Source organism: Pedobacter sp. P26, from assembly GCF_050632135.1.
Lineage (GTDB): Bacteria > Bacteroidota > Bacteroidia > Sphingobacteriales > Sphingobacteriaceae > Pedobacter.
The window spans coordinates 4,969,984-4,988,221 of record NZ_CP192574.1; the positions used below are offsets into that span (position 1 = coordinate 4,969,984).

At 39.5% G+C, this 18,238-nt stretch carries 14 protein-coding genes; 12 read left to right on the forward strand and 2 right to left on the reverse strand.

The annotated features are described in order from the left end of the window. Positions 1-53 precede the first annotated feature (53 nt). The 10 genes from ACQ86H_RS23030 (at position 54) to ACQ86H_RS23075 (ending at position 8,999) form a co-directional block, all read left to right on the forward strand. On the forward strand, positions 54-1,349 hold the full coding sequence (locus ACQ86H_RS23030) for a TIM-barrel domain-containing protein (protein ID WP_431292629.1): 1,296 nt from the start codon (positions 54-56) through the stop codon (positions 1,347-1,349). Continuing rightward, complete coding sequence (locus tag ACQ86H_RS23035) at positions 1,328-2,146, forward strand: glycoside hydrolase family 31 protein (protein WP_431292630.1); 819 nt, start codon at positions 1,328-1,330, stop codon at positions 2,144-2,146. Before ACQ86H_RS23030 ends, ACQ86H_RS23035 begins: the two co-directional genes overlap by 22 nt. Further along, a complete protein-coding gene (locus tag ACQ86H_RS23040; RefSeq protein ID WP_431292631.1) occupies positions 2,121-2,435 on the forward strand; it encodes a DUF5110 domain-containing protein in 315 nt (104 codons plus the stop codon). The genes ACQ86H_RS23035 and ACQ86H_RS23040 overlap by 26 nt, the downstream gene beginning before the upstream one ends. A gap of 53 nt (positions 2,436-2,488) precedes the next feature. Further along, complete coding sequence (locus ACQ86H_RS23045; RefSeq protein ID WP_431292632.1) at positions 2,489-2,722, forward strand: hypothetical protein; 234 nt, start codon at positions 2,489-2,491, stop codon at positions 2,720-2,722. A gap of 26 nt (positions 2,723-2,748) precedes the next feature. After that, positions 2,749-4,311: a GDSL-type esterase/lipase family protein gene (locus ACQ86H_RS23050; protein ID WP_431292633.1), complete on the forward strand. Its 1,563-nt coding sequence runs from the start codon at positions 2,749-2,751 to the stop codon at positions 4,309-4,311. A gap of 1 nt (position 4,312) precedes the next feature. After that, the gene (locus ACQ86H_RS23055; RefSeq protein WP_431292634.1) at positions 4,313-4,696 is read left to right on the forward strand and encodes an SxtJ family membrane protein; all 384 of its coding nucleotides are present in this window, start codon (positions 4,313-4,315) and stop codon (positions 4,694-4,696) included. Between the two features lie 11 nt (positions 4,697-4,707). Next, positions 4,708-4,857 (forward strand): DUF5989 family protein, encoded by a 150-nt coding sequence (locus ACQ86H_RS23060; RefSeq protein WP_168202349.1) that lies wholly within the window; start codon positions 4,708-4,710, stop codon positions 4,855-4,857. A gap of 13 nt (positions 4,858-4,870) precedes the next feature. Next, positions 4,871-5,212, forward strand: a complete 342-nt coding sequence (locus tag ACQ86H_RS23065; protein WP_431292635.1) for a carbamoyltransferase N-terminal domain-containing protein — start codon at positions 4,871-4,873, stop codon at positions 5,210-5,212. Positions 5,213-5,246: 34 nt separating this feature from the next. Continuing rightward, entirely contained in the window at positions 5,247-6,716 is a 1,470-nt protein-coding gene (locus ACQ86H_RS23070) for a carbamoyltransferase family protein (RefSeq protein WP_431295461.1), read from the forward strand. Between the two features lie 426 nt (positions 6,717-7,142). Next, complete coding sequence (locus ACQ86H_RS23075) at positions 7,143-8,999, forward strand: DUF4859 domain-containing protein (RefSeq protein ID WP_138820348.1); 1,857 nt, start codon at positions 7,143-7,145, stop codon at positions 8,997-8,999. 292 nt (positions 9,000-9,291) lie between these two features. On the opposite strand, the gene ACQ86H_RS23080 is transcribed toward ACQ86H_RS23075, so the two are convergent. Next, positions 9,292-10,200 carry a family 43 glycosylhydrolase gene (locus ACQ86H_RS23080; protein WP_431292636.1) on the reverse strand — a complete coding sequence of 303 codons (909 nt, stop codon included), beginning with the start codon at positions 10,198-10,200 and terminating at the stop codon, positions 9,292-9,294. Next, positions 10,197-11,147: a glycoside hydrolase family 43 protein gene (locus tag ACQ86H_RS23085; RefSeq protein ID WP_431292637.1), complete on the reverse strand. Its 951-nt coding sequence runs from the start codon at positions 11,145-11,147 to the stop codon at positions 10,197-10,199. Before ACQ86H_RS23085 ends, ACQ86H_RS23080 begins: the two co-directional genes overlap by 4 nt. 744 nt (positions 11,148-11,891) lie before the next feature. Between ACQ86H_RS23085 and ACQ86H_RS23090 the strand changes: the two genes are divergently transcribed. Continuing rightward, a complete protein-coding gene (locus ACQ86H_RS23090; RefSeq protein WP_138820344.1) occupies positions 11,892-12,974 on the forward strand; it encodes an RICIN domain-containing protein in 1,083 nt (360 codons plus the stop codon). Between the two features lie 845 nt (positions 12,975-13,819). After that, entirely contained in the window at positions 13,820-17,845 is a 4,026-nt protein-coding gene (locus tag ACQ86H_RS23095) for a hybrid sensor histidine kinase/response regulator transcription factor (RefSeq protein WP_431292638.1), read from the forward strand. The last annotated feature ends 393 nt before the right edge of the window (positions 17,846-18,238 follow it).

Consider the following 18,238-nt stretch of genomic DNA (forward strand, 5'->3'; position numbering starts at 1 on the left):
GCCTGTCGAAGGATCTTTAATAGGCCTGTGTAAGGCGTTTCGACAAGCTCAGCATGACAAATTCAGAAAAACTACCTTATGATACAGCCTCAAATTGTATTAAATATGAAAAGAAACTTTATTGCCGTAATTACATTATTTTTAGGCTACCACATTTCCGTACGGGCCCAGTCTTTTCAAAAACTCCACAGGGTATCCATGCCGTTATCCAATCAATGGATGTAGAGGTAAGTTTTTATTCACCATCTATTGTCCGGGTTTTTAAAAAGCCGGAAGGAAGCCAGCCAAAAAAAGAAAGCCTTTCTGTTATAAAACTTCCTGAACAATTAACACCTGATATTAAAACCGACGGGCAAAGTGTAACCATCAGCAGTAAACTCATATCTGCAACAGTTAACCTACAAACCGGAAAAGTTTTATTTGAGGCTGCGAACGGAAAAAAGTTATTTACTGAAAAAGATTATGGCACCCAGTTTACCGCGATAAACGATGCCGGAAATCCAACTTATACGGTTAGACAGGCCTATTTATTAGACAAGAACGAAATTATTTATGGGCTTGGCCAGCAGCAGAATGGAAAACTGAACCAAAGGGGGCAAAAATTACTCCTTAAACAGGGAAATACAAGCGTATGTATTCCTTTCTTCCAATCGGTAAAAGGTTATGGAATTTTCTGGGATAACTATTCACCAACTACTTTTACAGATAATGTTCAGGAAACTTCATTTGATTCAGAAGTTGGAAACTGCGCTGATTATTATTTTATGTTTGGCGGAGGTGGCGATGGCGTGGTTGCCCAGATGCGTGAGCTTACCGGGCAATCTCCTATGATGCCTTTATGGTCATTTGGTTTCAGCCAATCGCGCGAGCGCTACAAGACCCAGTTTGAGCTTGTTGATGTGGTGAAAAAATACAGAGCTTTAAAAATACCACTTGATGGTATTGTACAAGACTGGCAATATTGGGGAAAAGACGATAACTGGAATGCCATGAGTTTTGAGCCTAGCACTTTTCCAAAGCCACAGGCAATGGTAGATAGTGTGCACCAGCTTAACGCCCATCTTTTTATTGTTTCATGGCCAGGTTTCGCACCAAAAACACCACAATACCAGGAGTTTAAATCAAAAAATATGCTTATTAACTTTGATACATGGCCGCCGGGCGCAAATACCAAACCTTATGATGTTTATAACCCTACTGCCCGAAACATTTACTGGGATTACCTGAACAAAGGCATATTCTCATTGGGTATAGATGCCTGGTGGCTTGATTCTACCGAACCAGACCACATTAACATTAAGGAAAAAGATTTCGATCAGCCTACTTTTTGGGGAGTTACCGAAGCGTAGAGAACGCTTTCCCGCTTCAACACACCGGCGGTGTTTATGATCACCAGAGAGCAGTAAGTAATACTAAACGCGTACTCCTGTTAACCCGTTCAGCATTTGCAGGTCAGCAACGATACGGAACAAACACCTGGAGCGGAGATGTTGGGTCGAATTGGTCTACGTTAAAAAAACAGATACCAGCAGCACTAAATTTCTCCTTAACTGGTTTACCTTACTGGAATGGAGATATTGGTGGTTTTTTCGCGGGTGACTTTGTGAAAGGTGGTGGCGCAAAAAATCCCGACTTTCAGGAATTATATAACCGGTGGATGCAGTTTGCAACCTTTACGCCTATGATGCGCTCCCACGGCACCGATATACCCAGAGAAATATACCAGTTCGGTAAAAAAGGAGATCAGGTATTTGATATCCAGGAGAAGTTTATCAACCTGCGCTATCGGTTACTTCCATACACTTATGCAACTGCCTGGGCGGTAACTCATCATGCAGGATCCATCATGCGACCATTATATTCACAATTTCCCAACGATCCTGCCGGTTTTGAAAACAGTTCAGAATATATGTTCGGAAGCTCGTTTCTCGTAGCACCAGTTACCGCTAAAGGTGTTACAGATCAGGAAATATACCTCCCGGCAGCCAGCAAATGGTTCGATTTCTGGACGGGTGAAGTATTTAAAGGCGGCCAAACGGTTAAACGTGAAACGCCGATGGAGATTATACCACTTTACGTAAAAGCAGGCTCAATTGTGCCTTGGGGGCCAAAAGTGCAATATGCAACTGAAAAAGAGATGGAATGATCTGGATATCCGCATATATCCTGGCGATAACGGTGATTTCGTTTTATATGAGGATGAAAATGACAGTTATAACTACGAGAAGGGAGAATTTTCAGAAATACACTTCAATTGGAACGATGCCTCAAAAACACTTACCGTTGAGGATAGAAAAGGACAGTTTAAAGGCATGTTAGCCAAACGTAAATTTAACATTGTGATGGTAAGCAAACAGAATGGAATAAGCATTGATAATCAAACCATTAACAAATCAGTTAATTATAATGGCCGTAGACTTTCCGTTAAATTCTAAGCCAGAAATTGATGCAATGAATGTTGTAAAAACACTTGTCCGCTAAATAAAACATGAGCAAGGGAAAAGAAATATACTTTAAGGCAGCGGCATTGTCGCTGCCATTGGTATTTTTATGCTTCATCGAAATCCTTTTGAGATTTTTCAATTATGGTTTTGATCCATCATTGTTTATTAAAGATCCAGATCAGGAGGGGTACATGATGATGAACCCTACCGCCTCTTATAAGTTTTTTCTACCAGTGCCAATGCAACCCAGGGTAACCGCGAACGATTTGGCATCGTAAAATCCAAAAATACCTTTAGAATATTTGTGATAGGCGAATCGACTACTGCCGGCTACCCATACATGCATAATGGATCATTTCACAGGTGGTTGCAATACCGGCTGATGCACCAATATCCCAGCCTGAACTTTGAAGTGATTAATGTTTCACTTACCGCGGTAAATTCGTACACGGTATTAGATTTTGCAAAACAAATTGTTAGTTATGAACCAGATCTGGTGTTGGTATATACCGGGCATAATGAGTATTACGGCGCTCTGGGTATTGGCTCTACCAGCCAGATCAAGGGCAATAGCACCTGGATAAAACTGGTGATTAAACTGCGTGAACTGAAGTTGGTACAGTTGTCAGACCGCATTATTGAGGCTATTGCAAAACTTTTTGGAAAAAGAATTGATAAGCGGGAAAACCTGATGAAACGTATGGTAACCAACCAGCAGATACCTTATCAATCTGCCGATTTTAACCGTGGTATAGCTCAGTTTAACAGTAGTATGAACGAATTGTGCCAGTTATTATCAAAAAAACATATCACAACAGTAATCAGTACGCTGGTAAGTAACGAAAAAGATCTTAAACCATTTATAAGTGCAGGCAAATTTTCAGCTCAAAAGCAATACACGAATGGCAAAAAACTATATGTAAATGGTGATTTTAAAGCCGCAAAAATAAATTTTGTTTTGGCTAAAGAGTATGATCAGCTGCGCTTCAGGGCGCCGGAAGTCTTCAACCAAATCATTAGAAAGCTGTGCAAGCAGTACCCTGGTATTTATCTGGCAGATACCCGTGCCTTGTTTGAGAAAAATGAGGTTGATGGAATAATTGGTAAAGAAACCATTTTAGAGCACGTTCATCCAAATTTATTGGGTTACGCAATCATGAGCGAAGCTTTTTATCAACAGATTAACAACAGAAATTTAATACCGGCAAAAAAACAGGGTGAAATGTCGTTCGCACAATTGTTGGTTAATATGCCCGTTACCAAAGTAGATTCGTTATATGGTGCATATCAGATTATGATGCTCCGTTCGGGTTGGCCCTTTAATGAGCCCATAACAGCTACTTACAACCGTGGAAATTCGATAGATGAACAACTTGCAGGAGCACTGGCTGTAGACAGGATTACCTGGAGAACAGCAATGGACGAACTGTATAAAGCTGCTATGGCCAATGGCGACAAACAAAAAGCCTTAAAGGTTACCGAAGCTGTGCTGCTGGAAAATCCTTACCAAACCAGTTATTACACTTACGCAGGCCGTTTAGGTTTTGAACTGGCAGACCTGGAAACCGCTGAATTTTATTTCAAAAAAGCTTATGACCTTGAACCAACAAGCGGGAATGCAAATAATCTTTTCTTGTTTTATTTTAAATCAGATCTCCCTGAGAAAGCATTGCAATATGATGATATACTAAAGCACTCCGGTCAGCAATCCTACCTGGATGCACAAACAGCAGAAATAGTGAAAAACATCATCAAACTCAAAAAAGATAAGCCATCTGATAACATCAATGAATTGATTGCAAGCTATTATCATCAACTCAGGGCCGATGAAGCAGCAGCAAAATATAGGAAGAAAAAAAACAGGTAACATGAGCAACAAAAAATTAGAAAACAGGAAATTCGGATTTATTGTAGGCGCCACAGGTATTTTACTTTGCCTTATTTTTTGGAAAGAAACCTACCCACAGTACATCATACTGTTACTATCTGTAGGGTTAATCATAACGGCTATCTTCGCTCCTCGATGCCTTGACCCCATAAGAACAATATGGTTAAAAGTTGGTAATTTTCTGGGAATGGTTAATGGCACAATTTTATTATCCCTGGTATTTATCTTTATCCTAACCCCTATTGCCCTTTTACTACGCCTGTTTAAAAAGCACAGTTTAAAAACAAAAAAGAATAAGCAGTTAGCTTCTTATTGGGAAGAAGTATCAGGCCGGGCAATGGGCTCATTTAATCAACAGTTCTAAATTATAAATACATGAATACACTGCTCGAATTTTTCCATTTCTTAACCCAGCGCAAAAAATACTGGTTATGGCCCTTATTTATCATCCTGATTGCATTGGGTTTAGTTCTGGTAGCAGCGCATGGCTCGGTATTGGCCCCATTTATTTACAGTTTATTCTAATCAGGTAAGCAGCATGGGCTATATTCTTGGTATTTCTGCTTATTATCATGACAGCGCAGCATGCCTCTTGAAGAATGCAGAAATTATTGCTGCGGCGCAGGAGGAACGTTTCTCCAGGATTAAAAATGATGAGTCATTCCCTGCAGAAGCGATAAAATTCTGCCTTAAATTTGCCAACATCTCTCTGGCAGAAGTAGATCATGTTGTATTTTACGAAAAGCCATTTTTGAAATTTGAGCGTTTGCTCGAAACTTACGTCAATTTTGCCCCAAGGGGATTAAAATCTTTCCTAAAATCGATGCCGATATGGTTAAAGGATAAACTATTCATAAAAAAATATAGCCAGGGCGCTTAATACTATAGATCCCAACTGGGAAAAATCGCGCACCATCCTATTTGCCGATCACCACCATGCCCATGCGGCCTCCGCCTTTTACCCCAGTCCATTTGAACAGGCTGTGGTATTAACTGTAGATGGCGTGGGCGAATGGGCCACAACTACGGTTTCATTAGGCAGTTCGGCACAACTAACTTTAAAAAAAGAAATAAATTTTCCTAACTCCATCGGACTGTTATATTCTGCCTTCACCTATTATTTAGGTTTCAAAGTCAATTCTGACGAATATAAAGTGATGGGTTTAGCTTCGTACGGTACAACTGTATATAAACAGCTGATTTATGACCATTTGATTGATATTAAAGCAGATGGATCTTTTCTCCTGAACATGGATTATTTTGATTACTGTACGGGACTGAAAATGACCAGTAAAAAATTCGACAAGCTTTTTGGCCATCCACCCAGAGCGAAAGGCGAAGCGCTTTTGACATTTCACAAAGATATTGCCAGCTCCATACAAAAAGTGACTGAAGAGATCATGATTAAACTGACTCAAAGTCTTTACAGGGAATTTGCTATAGATAATCTCTGTATTGCAGGAGGAGTTGCGCTGAACTGCATCGTAAATTCAGCCATCAGAAAACATTCTGGTTTCAAACAGGTTTGGGTACAGCCTGCAGCAGGAGATGCTGGTGGCGCGATAGGTGCCGCTTACAGCGTATACTATACGCATTTATCTGGAGTTAGAAATGTTGATCCGCAGGCAGATGGAATGAAACAATCACTTTTAGGTCCAAGCTATACCCTGAACGAAGTGATCAAAGCACTCTCTGCCTATGGCCTGAATTATGAAAAAGTTGAGCATGAACTTTATTATCGTAAAATAGCAGGTTACTTAGCCGAAGGCAAAGTAATCGCCTATTTCAGAGGAAGAACAGAGTTTGGGCCAAGAGCACTGGGTTGCCGCAGCATTCTCGCAGACCCTAGAAACAGTGAGATGAAAGCCATACTTAATGCAAAAATTAAGTTAAGGGAGTCCTTCCGTCCGTTTGCCCCGGCTATTTTGGATGAATTCGCAGATTTATATTTTGGTGAAGGCTCAAAAAACCGCTATATGCTATTTACAGAAAACTATTCAGATAATAGCAATGGCCATCAGGCATCCCATGCAGTTTTAATTCCAGGAGCGGTACATGTTGATGGAACGGCCCGGGTTCAGATTGTCAACCAGGTGCATCATCCTGATTTTCATCAGGTAATCACCGCTTTTTACAACCTTACGGGATGCCCTGCAGTGATTAACACCTCCTTAAATGTAATGAACGAACCCATAGCCTCTAGTCCTGAAGATGCAATATGCTGCTTTTTAAATACAGAAATTGATATTCTGGCAATCGAAGGTTTACTGATCGATAAAAAAAGATTGGGCTTTAATGAGTTAAGCAATACTTGGCTTTTATTAATAGCTATGCTAAAACTCAGAAAGCATAGAAAACTCAAATATGAAAATAGATTAGCATAAATGATGTGGCCCATTTTCTTTAAGCCATCTTTATTCGATCTTTAGTTCGCTGCATAACCCGTCCACAACACGGTAAACCAAAAAATAAGATGTATGCTTCCTGTTATAGTCCTTTCTGTTTTTAATAGAATCTGTAGGAAAGCCGGGGGGCAATGCGAGTAAATGATGTTTTTCGAAGATTCCGGGGATTTTCTTATTAATCCGGCTTTGCTTAAACATTTTACTTATTCCTTTTGAGGCATTCTGCCGTGCAAATAAACCGTATTTCAAATTTACTGCCCTCAAGTGATCTGACCGGACAAACATAAATAAGTCATCATGCTGATGATATCAGGTTAAATATCAGTTGTTTCCGGATAAAAACCTGGAATTTATAATGTTGGTTTTCTGGTTAATTTGCTGAATACATCAACTAATCCTAAAACAATGAACTACTTATCAAAATTAATGCTGCATTGGCGAATCAGTGCCGTATTTTCTTTACTCTTATTATTAAACTTTACCGCCTGTAAGAAGGCTGAGATAGCACAGGATCCGCTATCAAACGAAACAAGTACGCTAACGGCAACCAACCTGCAGATTTATAAACCACAATCCATGCAGAATATGGATTGGAACGCTACCGAAAGCGAATGGTGTTATGCCCGTTCTAAGCAATCCGATCACTTTATACTGTTCTGGGGAAAAGGATATGGCAGTAACAATCCATCCGCCTCAAATGTAGATTCAAAATACCGCGTAGATATTGATGATCTGCTGGCCAAGGCCGAATCATTTTACAACCTGAATGTGAATACGTTGAAATTTGTCACTGTTGGAAACGGAACTTCAAAATTGGACAAATACAAATTGATCATCTTTTTATATTATGAGGATGGCTGGCGTGCAACTGGTTCAGGATACGACGATACCATTGGTGCATTATGGATAAGTCCGCAAACCTGCCAGCCGGTAGGTGGTACAATAGCGCATGAGATTGGCCACAGTTTTCAATACCAGGTATCCGGTGATTTAGGTACGTCTCATGGCTTCAGGTGGGGTTTTGGAGGCAATGGAGCAGGGGGAAATGCCTTTTGGGAACAAACGGCACAATGGCAAGCTTTTACCTCTTACCCTAATGAAATTTTTGGTGGCTGGTTTGATGCTTACCTGGATAATTACCAAAAACACCTTATCCACGAAGATTACCGGTACTCCAACTATATGATCCATCAATACTGGGCGCAAAAAAGAGGCATTACCGTTATCGGCAAAATATGGCGGGCGGCGCAGAGCTACGAAGACCCTATTCAGGTTTATCAACGTTTATACGGTCTTTCAGTGAGCCAGCTAAACGATGAATTATATGATGCTGCAACTAAATTTGTAACCTGGGATATTGATAACATCCGCACGCTGGGGGCAAGCAAAATTGGTGCGCATCATTATAAAATGAACCTGATGAACGATGGTTCTTTTCAGCCTGACCCAAGCTTTTGCCCGCAAACAACCGGTTACAATGTTGTGCCCCTAGAGGTGCCTGCTGCAGGCACAATTGTTACAGCTGCGTTTCAAGGCTTACCAAATGCTTCGGGCTATAACCAGGTAGATGCCAGCAAAGCCGGATGGAGGTATGGTTTCGTTGCCTTGTCAACAAATGGTACCCGAAGCTACAGCACCATGTTCACAAGTGCCTCTGGAAATGCAACCTTTACTATTCCGGTCAATTGCAGCCGCCTTTGGTTTGTAGTTACTGGTGCCCCTACTCAATACAATCCGCATGCCTGGGATGATAACAATACCAATGATGAACAATGGCCATACAAAGTAAAATTTCAGAACACCAGTTTACCAGGGTACAATAATCAGGCACCTAAAGATATTGCCTTTGCTTACGATCTTGAAGTAAACCGGAGTACCACTTCTTACGATTATGCCACAGCCGAAATTGATATTACTAAACTGGTTTCTGCCTTTCAATTACCTAAGCAAGATATTATCAACAAAATAGGCACCGACATTAAATTTTATGCACTTGAACCTAATAACAACCTGAACGCTACCCTAACAGCTAATGGCTACGGCCAGTGGTTTGATGCCAATGGTTATGTAGTTGGCTACAGTTCAGCTAATTCACGTGTGTTTTGCGAATTTGATGCACAAAATTTTAAGCTGAGCGCTGGTCAGTATCCCAACCGTGTCAATATAAGCGATAAGTATATCATGAAACAGGCATTGGTATACACGTTAGCTTCCGGCAGTAAAGTGACCGCTACCTTCACTGTTAATTTGACCATAAAATAGTGGTTTCGACCTAACAAAAAAGTGCCTGGATCGTCTTCATAATCCAGGCATTTCTTATATCGTTTTGATATTTATTTCGAAGTACCTTAGTCTGACCCGCACCATCACTTCTTCCCAGGAGTTGGTGTAACACAGACCACTAATAAATTACTCTTTTCCTAGTGATGTCACACTGGCTACAAGTGCCATTAAAGTGATATTCTGCGTTAATTTTTAAACTATCTCTTCCCTACTCCCTCACTCGTCATCATTATTCTTTTAAGCGTTCCATCTTTATTGTAAAAAATTTCATCTACACAAACCGATCTGTTATTGCTTCCACCCCCGGCTGTATGGCCCCATTGTGATAAAAGAAATACCATTTGTTTTTAAACTCAACGATAGCTTGATGATTGGTATCGCTATTTCCGGCAATTTCATTCAAAATACCCTGATATTTCCATGGACCTTCAAGAGACTTACTCGTTGCATAGGCTATTTTTTCAGGGAAACCAGTAGCATAAGACAGATAATAAAGTCCCTTTTCCTCATGTATCCATGGCGCTTCGGTAAAATTAAAACCTTCAAAATTGATCCTTTTTACAGCACCATCAATTTCGATCATATTTTCCTTTAATTTTGCATAGTAACACTCACTATTTCCCCAAAATATCCAGCCCTGCCCTTTCTTATCCACAAAAACTGTTGGATCAATACACGCCCAATAGTTTTTGGAGTCATAACAATCCTTATTGGTTAGCAAAGGCTTTCCAAGCGCATCTATATACGGACCTTCAGCTTGATCTGAAACCGCAACACCTATGCCTAGCGCATTGGTGCTGATATACCAATAGTATTTGCCATTGCGCTTAATCACCTGTCCCGCATAAGCATCTCCGCCCTTTGCCCACGTAAAGTCGGAGAGCTTAAGCGGAACAGCGTATTGTGTCCAGTTTTTCAGATCAGTTGTTGAAAAAACCGACCAATCTTCCATTTTAAAAGTTTTTTGTTTTCCACCTGCATCATGCCCGGTAAATAGCCATAATTTTCCTTCATCTACAATCGCTGCCGGATCTGCTGTATATTGGTGCGTGATAATCGGGTTTCCATCAGCAACGAATTGAAACCGATCGCCAGGAAGTTTAGGAATAAGCAATTCACCAGGAATACCTTTCCAAATACTATTCAACTGGCAGGCTTCCTGGGCGGTTAACCCAATCACACTTCCATGTCTAGGAAAAAATTCTTGGTAAATGACAATGGAGCATCGCTAAAATTAAACAGATCGGTACTCTTCTGGTATTCATATCTGCCTTTTGTATACAGGTCATACATCAGTACATAATCCGGAGAATCATTTAGTTTAAAAATACTTGATCCTTCTACTGGAGTACTTGTTCCGGCATAAACATCCAGGTATTTAAAATCTTCTAACCATGGCCCTTTTAATGATCGGGAAGTGGCCTGCTGGATTCCATTTTTCACTTCCTTTCCGCCTACCTTAGTATTTCCTTTATAAAAAAAGTGGTATATCCCATCTTTAAAAATAATATCACCATCAATGCCACCAAATTTTGGGCTAAACATTAAAGTTGGCTTGTTTTCAAAACCTGTAAAGTCTTTGTTAGCATAAGCGCAATAAAAATCAAGCTTTTCATCATCCTCAAACCTGATGGTAAAATACACCAGGTATTTTTTTGCTATCGGATCATAAATCGTTTGAGGAGCCCACACCCATTTCACTTTCGCAAAAGTTGCAGGATATTCCTTTGCCAGGTCAACAGCACTATGGGTCCAGCGACCTAAATCTGAAGATTTCAACATAACTATTCCTGTATTCCTGGCCCAGCCATTTTTATGGGTGTTCATATCCGTTGCCGTGATATAAAATCCACTTGCATCTTCTTTTCTCACGATGTGCGGATCGCGGATGCCACCAGAATGAGAAATGGTATCAGATTTTATTACCGGATCATTTTGGTTCAGTGCAGACCAGTTTAAGCCATCGGCACTGGCTGCAAACCGAAGTTGCTCCTGCCCATTGCCTGGCCCTGATCCTTCAAAATAGGCAAAAAGATACCCTTCAAATTTATTTGGATTTTTTACCTTTTGTGAAAAAGCTTTAAAAAAAACAAATATCAAAGCGATAATTAATACAATAGATCTCATATAATAATTCATAATTAAATTGGAGTGTGATCAATAAGGCTTTTACAAAATTACCCTATGATTTATATTCTGATTTTTTAATAGACTAATAATAATTGGCTAGAAAAATATTAATATATCTAATTGAATATTAATAATTTATATCAAAAACAAATAAACGTACAAATAACATTTATCTTCAAATTTAAATAAACACACTCAAATATTTTAATACATCGCTGAAGATTTATAATATGTTGGTTAATTAAACTCCCGTTATGTATCAAATAGCTAATGATACAAAAGCTGATTTCTTAATAATAAATAAATATTATGAATTCGGAGCTGGCCAATGCCGATGTGAATATAATCACTTTGCATACTTTGTTATTTAAAATAACATAAAATGATTGATTTACCCCCCAAAATCGATTGATTTACAACCCCACCCGTGGCTGATTGTATATTATTTTTGAACTACAGACGTAATTACTAATACTTCCCTGTAATCACCTAACCAAATATGATATGAATCGAAAATGTCTACCAAGATCAGCAGTAAAACCGAAAAAGTCCAGTATGAGTAGCAAAGGGTATTCCGACTAAAAATTTCCTGTTGTTAAAACTAACCTAATCAATCTCAACAAAAATTAAAATTTCATTGCTAACGCCCGGAGATTTTTATAATTCAAAAATTTTACGCCTTTGGGAAATATAAAACCTTGGTTGTTGCGTAAACTGCCATTCAAAAACCTTAACTTAAATATGAAAAACAAAATGCTTTTTTTAAAGTACGCGGGTGCGATTTTAATAGCTGCCGTTTGCACTATCAGCTGTAAGAAAGCTGCCGAGGTAACTCCTAATGATCCAGAAACATTTAATTCGGCAATAACCAAAAAGAAAATCCAGGCTATACAGGCTATTGAAATCCCACAGGCACTTGCAAATGGAACCTTTTATATCATGAGTAAAACCAGCAGCAAGGTTATAGATGTGCCCGGAGGCCAAACTGGGAATAATACAAGTGTATGGCAGTGGGGCGGAACAGGTGGTACTAACCAACAGTGGAAACTGACAGCCCTATCGGGTGGATACTATAGCATAATTGGAGTAGAAAGCAATAGGGCGTTAACTGCTGCCGATAATACAAACGGTGGCAATATCCAGATAAATGACTATACCGGTGCCAATAACCAGCAATGGCAGTTTGTAGCATTAGGAAGCAACTACTACCGTATTGTAAACAGGGCAAGCGGAAAGGTATTGGATTTATGGGGTTCTTCACTGGATGATGGCGGCGATATAAACCAGTACGATTCACACGGTGGCGAGAACCAGCAATGGGTTTTGGTGAAAATAAAATATAACGGACAGGTTGGCTGGACATGGACCTCAACTAATGGCGTTCCTGCTGATGTGATTACCAGAATAACAAATGCCATGAATGACGCCTGTGCACGCTATAATGCCGGTGCCGATTGGGCTGCAAGAACCCTTAGTGTTTCGTATAATACTGGTGTGCCAACCGCTGAAGCAAATGTAAATGGCAGTATCAGTTTCGGTGCAAATACAAGTTATCAGAATGTACGTACGGCTATGCATGAAATGGGGCATTGCTATGGTGTAGGGCAAACCGGGGGTTGGTATGACCTAACCAACGGAGGAACATACTCTGGTACGAATGGTATTGCTACTATCAGGGCGTTAGAAACCCCTACCAGTAATATCAGTGGCGGAGGTGGCCACTTTTGGCCTTACGGTCTGAATTATGATTCAGAATGGTCCGAAACAAATGCATTCAGACACGTAAAAGTTGTACGTGCCATGGATTTAGACGGCGTTTATTAGTTAGTTAGATAGTTAGCTTACGGGAGTGTTAATTGATTGACTTCTGTTGTCGATTGATGCTCCCAGGCTATTTTCATTAAGAATTCTATCTTTATAAAATCTTCATCCTATAGCCATCGAATCTAGGAAGGCTTTTTAAGCCGTTGGCGTGCCCCAAACTTTTTCTGGCACAATTTTCATATTAAGGATTGGTAGAAACAAGATTGCTTTCCAGAAACTTCGGGATTCCTCATCGTAATGACGATTTTACGTTGATATGTGTCAATAGTAGCCTACCGGAGGAATACTATCACATAATAGGTCCTCATTTTCCTTTTGCCCCATCATTTAATATAACCTAATACCAAATCGTCAGCTCACTTTTCCGATATGCATCCAACAAAATTACCGGCATAAGCAATTTTCTATCCTCCCATCAGGTTTACAACACTGGAAAATATAATTGATTGCCCGTTTTAGCTTCTAGATTGTTTTAAGCCCCTTGCACTCCCCTGAGCTCCTGCTTAATTAAATTGGAAGGGAAATATTCAATTAAACACTGTGCGTTAAAAAAAATTTTAATACATTTCCTGAAAAAGATAACCCGTAATCAAAGCACATGAGCTTTTCAAAACTAATCACTAAAAAATTAAACGTTATCGTAACATTTAATTTAAAATAACTAACTTAGGAGTAAACAATGTACGGCTAAAGTTAATCATTGTTGCTAACCAAATTTAAAACTAATAAAGAATCATGGAATTCTTCATTGATGCTAAAGTTTAATAACTGCATTTATGTTTAATATGCATGAAATCTTACTGAATACTAAAAGTCAGATCCGCTTTCAAAAAAACTGACAAATTATGCCAAAATACCTGTCGTTATTATGCTCTTTATTATTTATCACTGCGGGTATTAAAGCCGATCAATATGATGAGCGCCTGTTTAGCATAAATGAAGGACTATCCAATAATTCGGTGAGGTACATGTTTCAGGATCATTATGGTTACATGTGGTTTGGTACTTACGATGGACTGAACCGCTATGACGGGAGTGTTGTTAAGGTGTTTCGTAATCGCCTTAAAGATGATTATTCACTTCCTCATAATTATATTTATTGTATTGCCGAAGATGCAGAAAATAACATCTGGGTTGGCACGGGGCAAGGTGTGGCCATATATAATGCGTTGAGTGGAAAATTTTCGCCGGCATATTACTCATCTCAGCGAGGAGACAAACCTTTCAAATTAACGGTTGCAGTGAATACCATAGTGCGCGACTCAAAGGATAATTTATTTATTGGGACAAATGGGGCCGGTATGTTTTACAAAGGCAAACAAGACAAATATCCTTACCAGATATACAATAGTGATAAAAACCAGCCACTTACCAATGCGAATATCACCAGTATAGCAGAAGGGAATCAAACCCACATATGGATTACCGTAGGCGGGATGGGACTATATTATTTTGATCTTCAGCGAAAAAAACTGGTTTTGGTAAATGCCGAGCCGAAACTTACCAATTGTATGCTGGCGAAGGAAAATTATTTATGGGCTGGAACCAGAGATGGCCTATACCAATTTTCGGTTATGTACGGCAACAAAAGGCCAAAGGTCTCGTCAGGGAAAAAGCTTTCCAATGGAAACATATTGTCACTCCTATCAGATCCGGGATATAAGCTCTGGATAGGAACTGAAGGCCGTGGTTTGTCCATTTTGGATTTAAAGACATTACGCATCAGCCAAACTAAACTTACACCACATAGCGCTACCTATACCGGCGGAGAAACCATACCGTATATGTATAGTGATAAAGATAACCGTAAATGGATAGCCAGATTAAATGGAGGTGTTGTTATTATTGATAGTACAAAAAAGTATTTTCAAACATTCAGTAACAACCCACTTATCCAAAACAGCCTGATCCACGATTATGTATCCTGCCTGGATGAGAAAGTTAGCGGCGACATTTGGGTTGGAACTGATGGAGGCGGCATGAGCTTGTACTCCACAAAAACAAATAGCTTTACCCATTTCAGTCATGATCCAGCCAAATCAAATTCGTTAAGCAGCAACCTGGTTACAAGCATATTAACAGACAGAAAAGGAAATACCTGGATAAGTACTTTTGGTGGCGGCATTAACAGGTACAATGAAAGGACCCGATCCTTTAAGAGATATCATTGTATGAACAACGAAGGCCCGGAGAGTAATTATATCTGGCTTATTTACCAGGATCATAAAGGTATGATTTGGGCAACTGCAGTTGTTGATGGCGGAATATACAGATTAAATGCTCAAAATGATCAGTTCGAACTCTTTGATGCCAGCCTTTCTGACCTTAATGCAATTAAAGAGGATTCTTTCCATCAGCTCTGGGCGGGCACTTCATACTATTTGATAAAGATCGATACCCGGGCAAAAAAACATATTTATTATCCCGTGGGCAAACCGGTTAGGGCAATATTCGAAGATAGGGACAAAAACCTCTGGCTCGGCACTGAAGGCGGTGGCTTGATACTTTTTGACAAGGTAAATGGAAAAATAAAGGCACAGTTTTCTGATGCAGAAGGTCTGTGTAATAATTCGGTACTTAACATTCTTCAGGATGACAAGGGGTATCTTTGGCTCAGTACTTACAATGGTTTATCCCGGTTCGATCCGGTGCGTAAAACCTTTAACAATTATTATAATGAGAATGGTTTGTCTAGCAATCAATTTTCTTACAATGCCGCTTTGCGACTAAAATCCGGAGAAATGGCATTCGGTAGCGTTAAAGGTTTTACGCTTTTTAATCCAAAAAACTTTCAGGCAAATACGACAAAACTCCCCGCCCCCTATCTGTCATCTGTGTATGTGAACAATCGAATGATTAGCGCAACTGATGAATTTGTAAACCATACCAGTCAAGAAAGGATTTCCGAAATAACCGTACCCTATAATGATGCAGTATTCTCATTTGCTTTTTCTGCTATAGATTTTGCAGACAGAGGAACAATAAAATTTGCATACCACCTGGAAGGAGGCAATAATGGATGGATGGAAACTAAGGCGGCTAACCCGGTCACCTTTCTTCGGTTAACAGATGGTAAATATATCCTACACGTTAAACGCAATAATTATATTGGTGAATGGGGAACAGATAACCGCCTGCTTATTATAAATGTACTTCCACCCTGGTACCGCAGCTGGCTGGCTTACCTTTGCTACGTTATTGTGGGTTCTGCTTTGATATATGCCTACAATGGTTACAGAGTACGTCAGGCCAATCTAAATTACGAAATCAAAACGGCCCACCTAAATGCACAGAAAGAAAAAGAGCTAAACGAGAAAAAATTTGCTTTCTTCACCAATGTTTCACACGAGTTTCGCACACCATTAACCCTGATCATTAATCCGTTAAAAGATTATATGCGTCATCATCCCGGTTCTGGCAGTAAAGGAGGCCTTGATCTTGTTTACCAAAATGCAAAACGATTGTTAAAGCTGGTCGATCAACTACTCCTCTTTCGAAAGGTTGGAGGTGAGAGCGAAGATTTAAGAATTTCGAAACTCCCTTTTTCTGAAATCTGCAAAGAGGTTCACAATAGTTTTGCGGGACAGGCAGCTTTAAAAAACTTAGACTATCAATTTATTTGCCCAGATACTACCGTTGAGTTATATGGCGACAGGGAAAAGATCCAGGCAATCCTTTACAACTTAATTTCTAATGCAATAAAATTTACTAAACCTGATGGCCAAATTATAATGCAGCTATGGGAAAAGGAACATATAGTAGAATTAAGCTTAAAAGACAATGGAATTGGCATTGATGGCGATGTTAAAGAAAAATTGTTCGATCGGTTTTATCAGGTCCGGGAAAACAGCGCTGCTTCGGGATTCGGGATTGGCCTATACCTGGTAAAGCAATTTATGGATCAGCATTGCGGACAGATTTTTTATGAAAGCCTGACTGGAAATGGAACTACATTTTTTCTACTTTTCAAAAAGGGGAAAAGCCATTTTGGAAACTTCCCTATTTCCGAAGATCTGCCATCAGAGATCTACCAAGCCGAAAATCCAGACAAACTGATCCCACCAACATTAAAAACGGATCCAAATCTCCTCCTGAATGCACAGGACCTCATCTTAATTGTAGAGGATAACCAAAGTATCCGGGAATATATCCAGCACATATTTAAGGATGATCACCTGGTTATTACCGCTTCAAGTGGAAAAGAGGGGCTAGAGCAGGCCATGCAACATTTGCCCGATATCATCATCAGCGATGTTCTTATGGAAGATGGAACTGGGTTAGAATTATGTACAGCCATCAAAAATAACCCCTCACTTGGACACATTCCTGTAATTTTATTAACGGCATTATCCGATGCCGAAAACAGGTTAAAAGGTACCCAATGTGGTGCAGATGATTATATTACCAAACCTTTTGAAAAGGAACTGTTAATGGCAAGGGTTAAGGCACTGATTGAAAACCGAACCAAACTCCAGCAATATTTCTATAATGAGATCACTTTCAAAAAACAAAACTTCAAAATCTCACCAGAGTACCGTGAGTTTTTATCAAACTGCATCAATATTATAGAGCGAAATATTGCAGATGAATCTTTTAATATTAAAAAATTTTCGCAGGAGATTGGCATGAGCCATTCAGGCCTGTACCGAAAGGTAAAATCTATTTCCGGTCAATCAATTGCCGGCTTCATTCGCTTTATCCGACTTAGAAAATCTGCTGAACTCATGGTTGAAACCAACTATAGTATTAAAGAAATCGCCTGGGAAGTTGGTATCAATGACATCAAATATTTCCGTAAACAATTCAGTACATTATTCGGCATGAACCCATCTGACTATATAAAAAACTATCGAAATACACCTAACAAATAAATTTATCTCCCCGTAAAACTGCTTCTTTCCCTCGTCATGACAACTACACCAGTGGATTCCGTTAATGGCAGTGGAGTCTGAGGGCATTTATTTGCATTTTATCAATTTCAAGAAATCTAAGACTAGGCTCAGACTGACGACCGTGACACTTCACCTGGGTGACTACCATATCTATTCCTTCCCCCTTATCTATCCCACATCTTAACTGATCTCAATCATTGCAGATATGCGAAAGCATTTAGGACTTCCCCCTCATACATGAATAAGTGATGCTGCAAATCAGCTTGATTTTAATTTCACTCATGCGCCATAAGCGTTTCATTTTAACAACCAATTTTAAAAACTTACAAGATTAAAGTACATTTTTTCATGATGTATTTACACTCACAATTA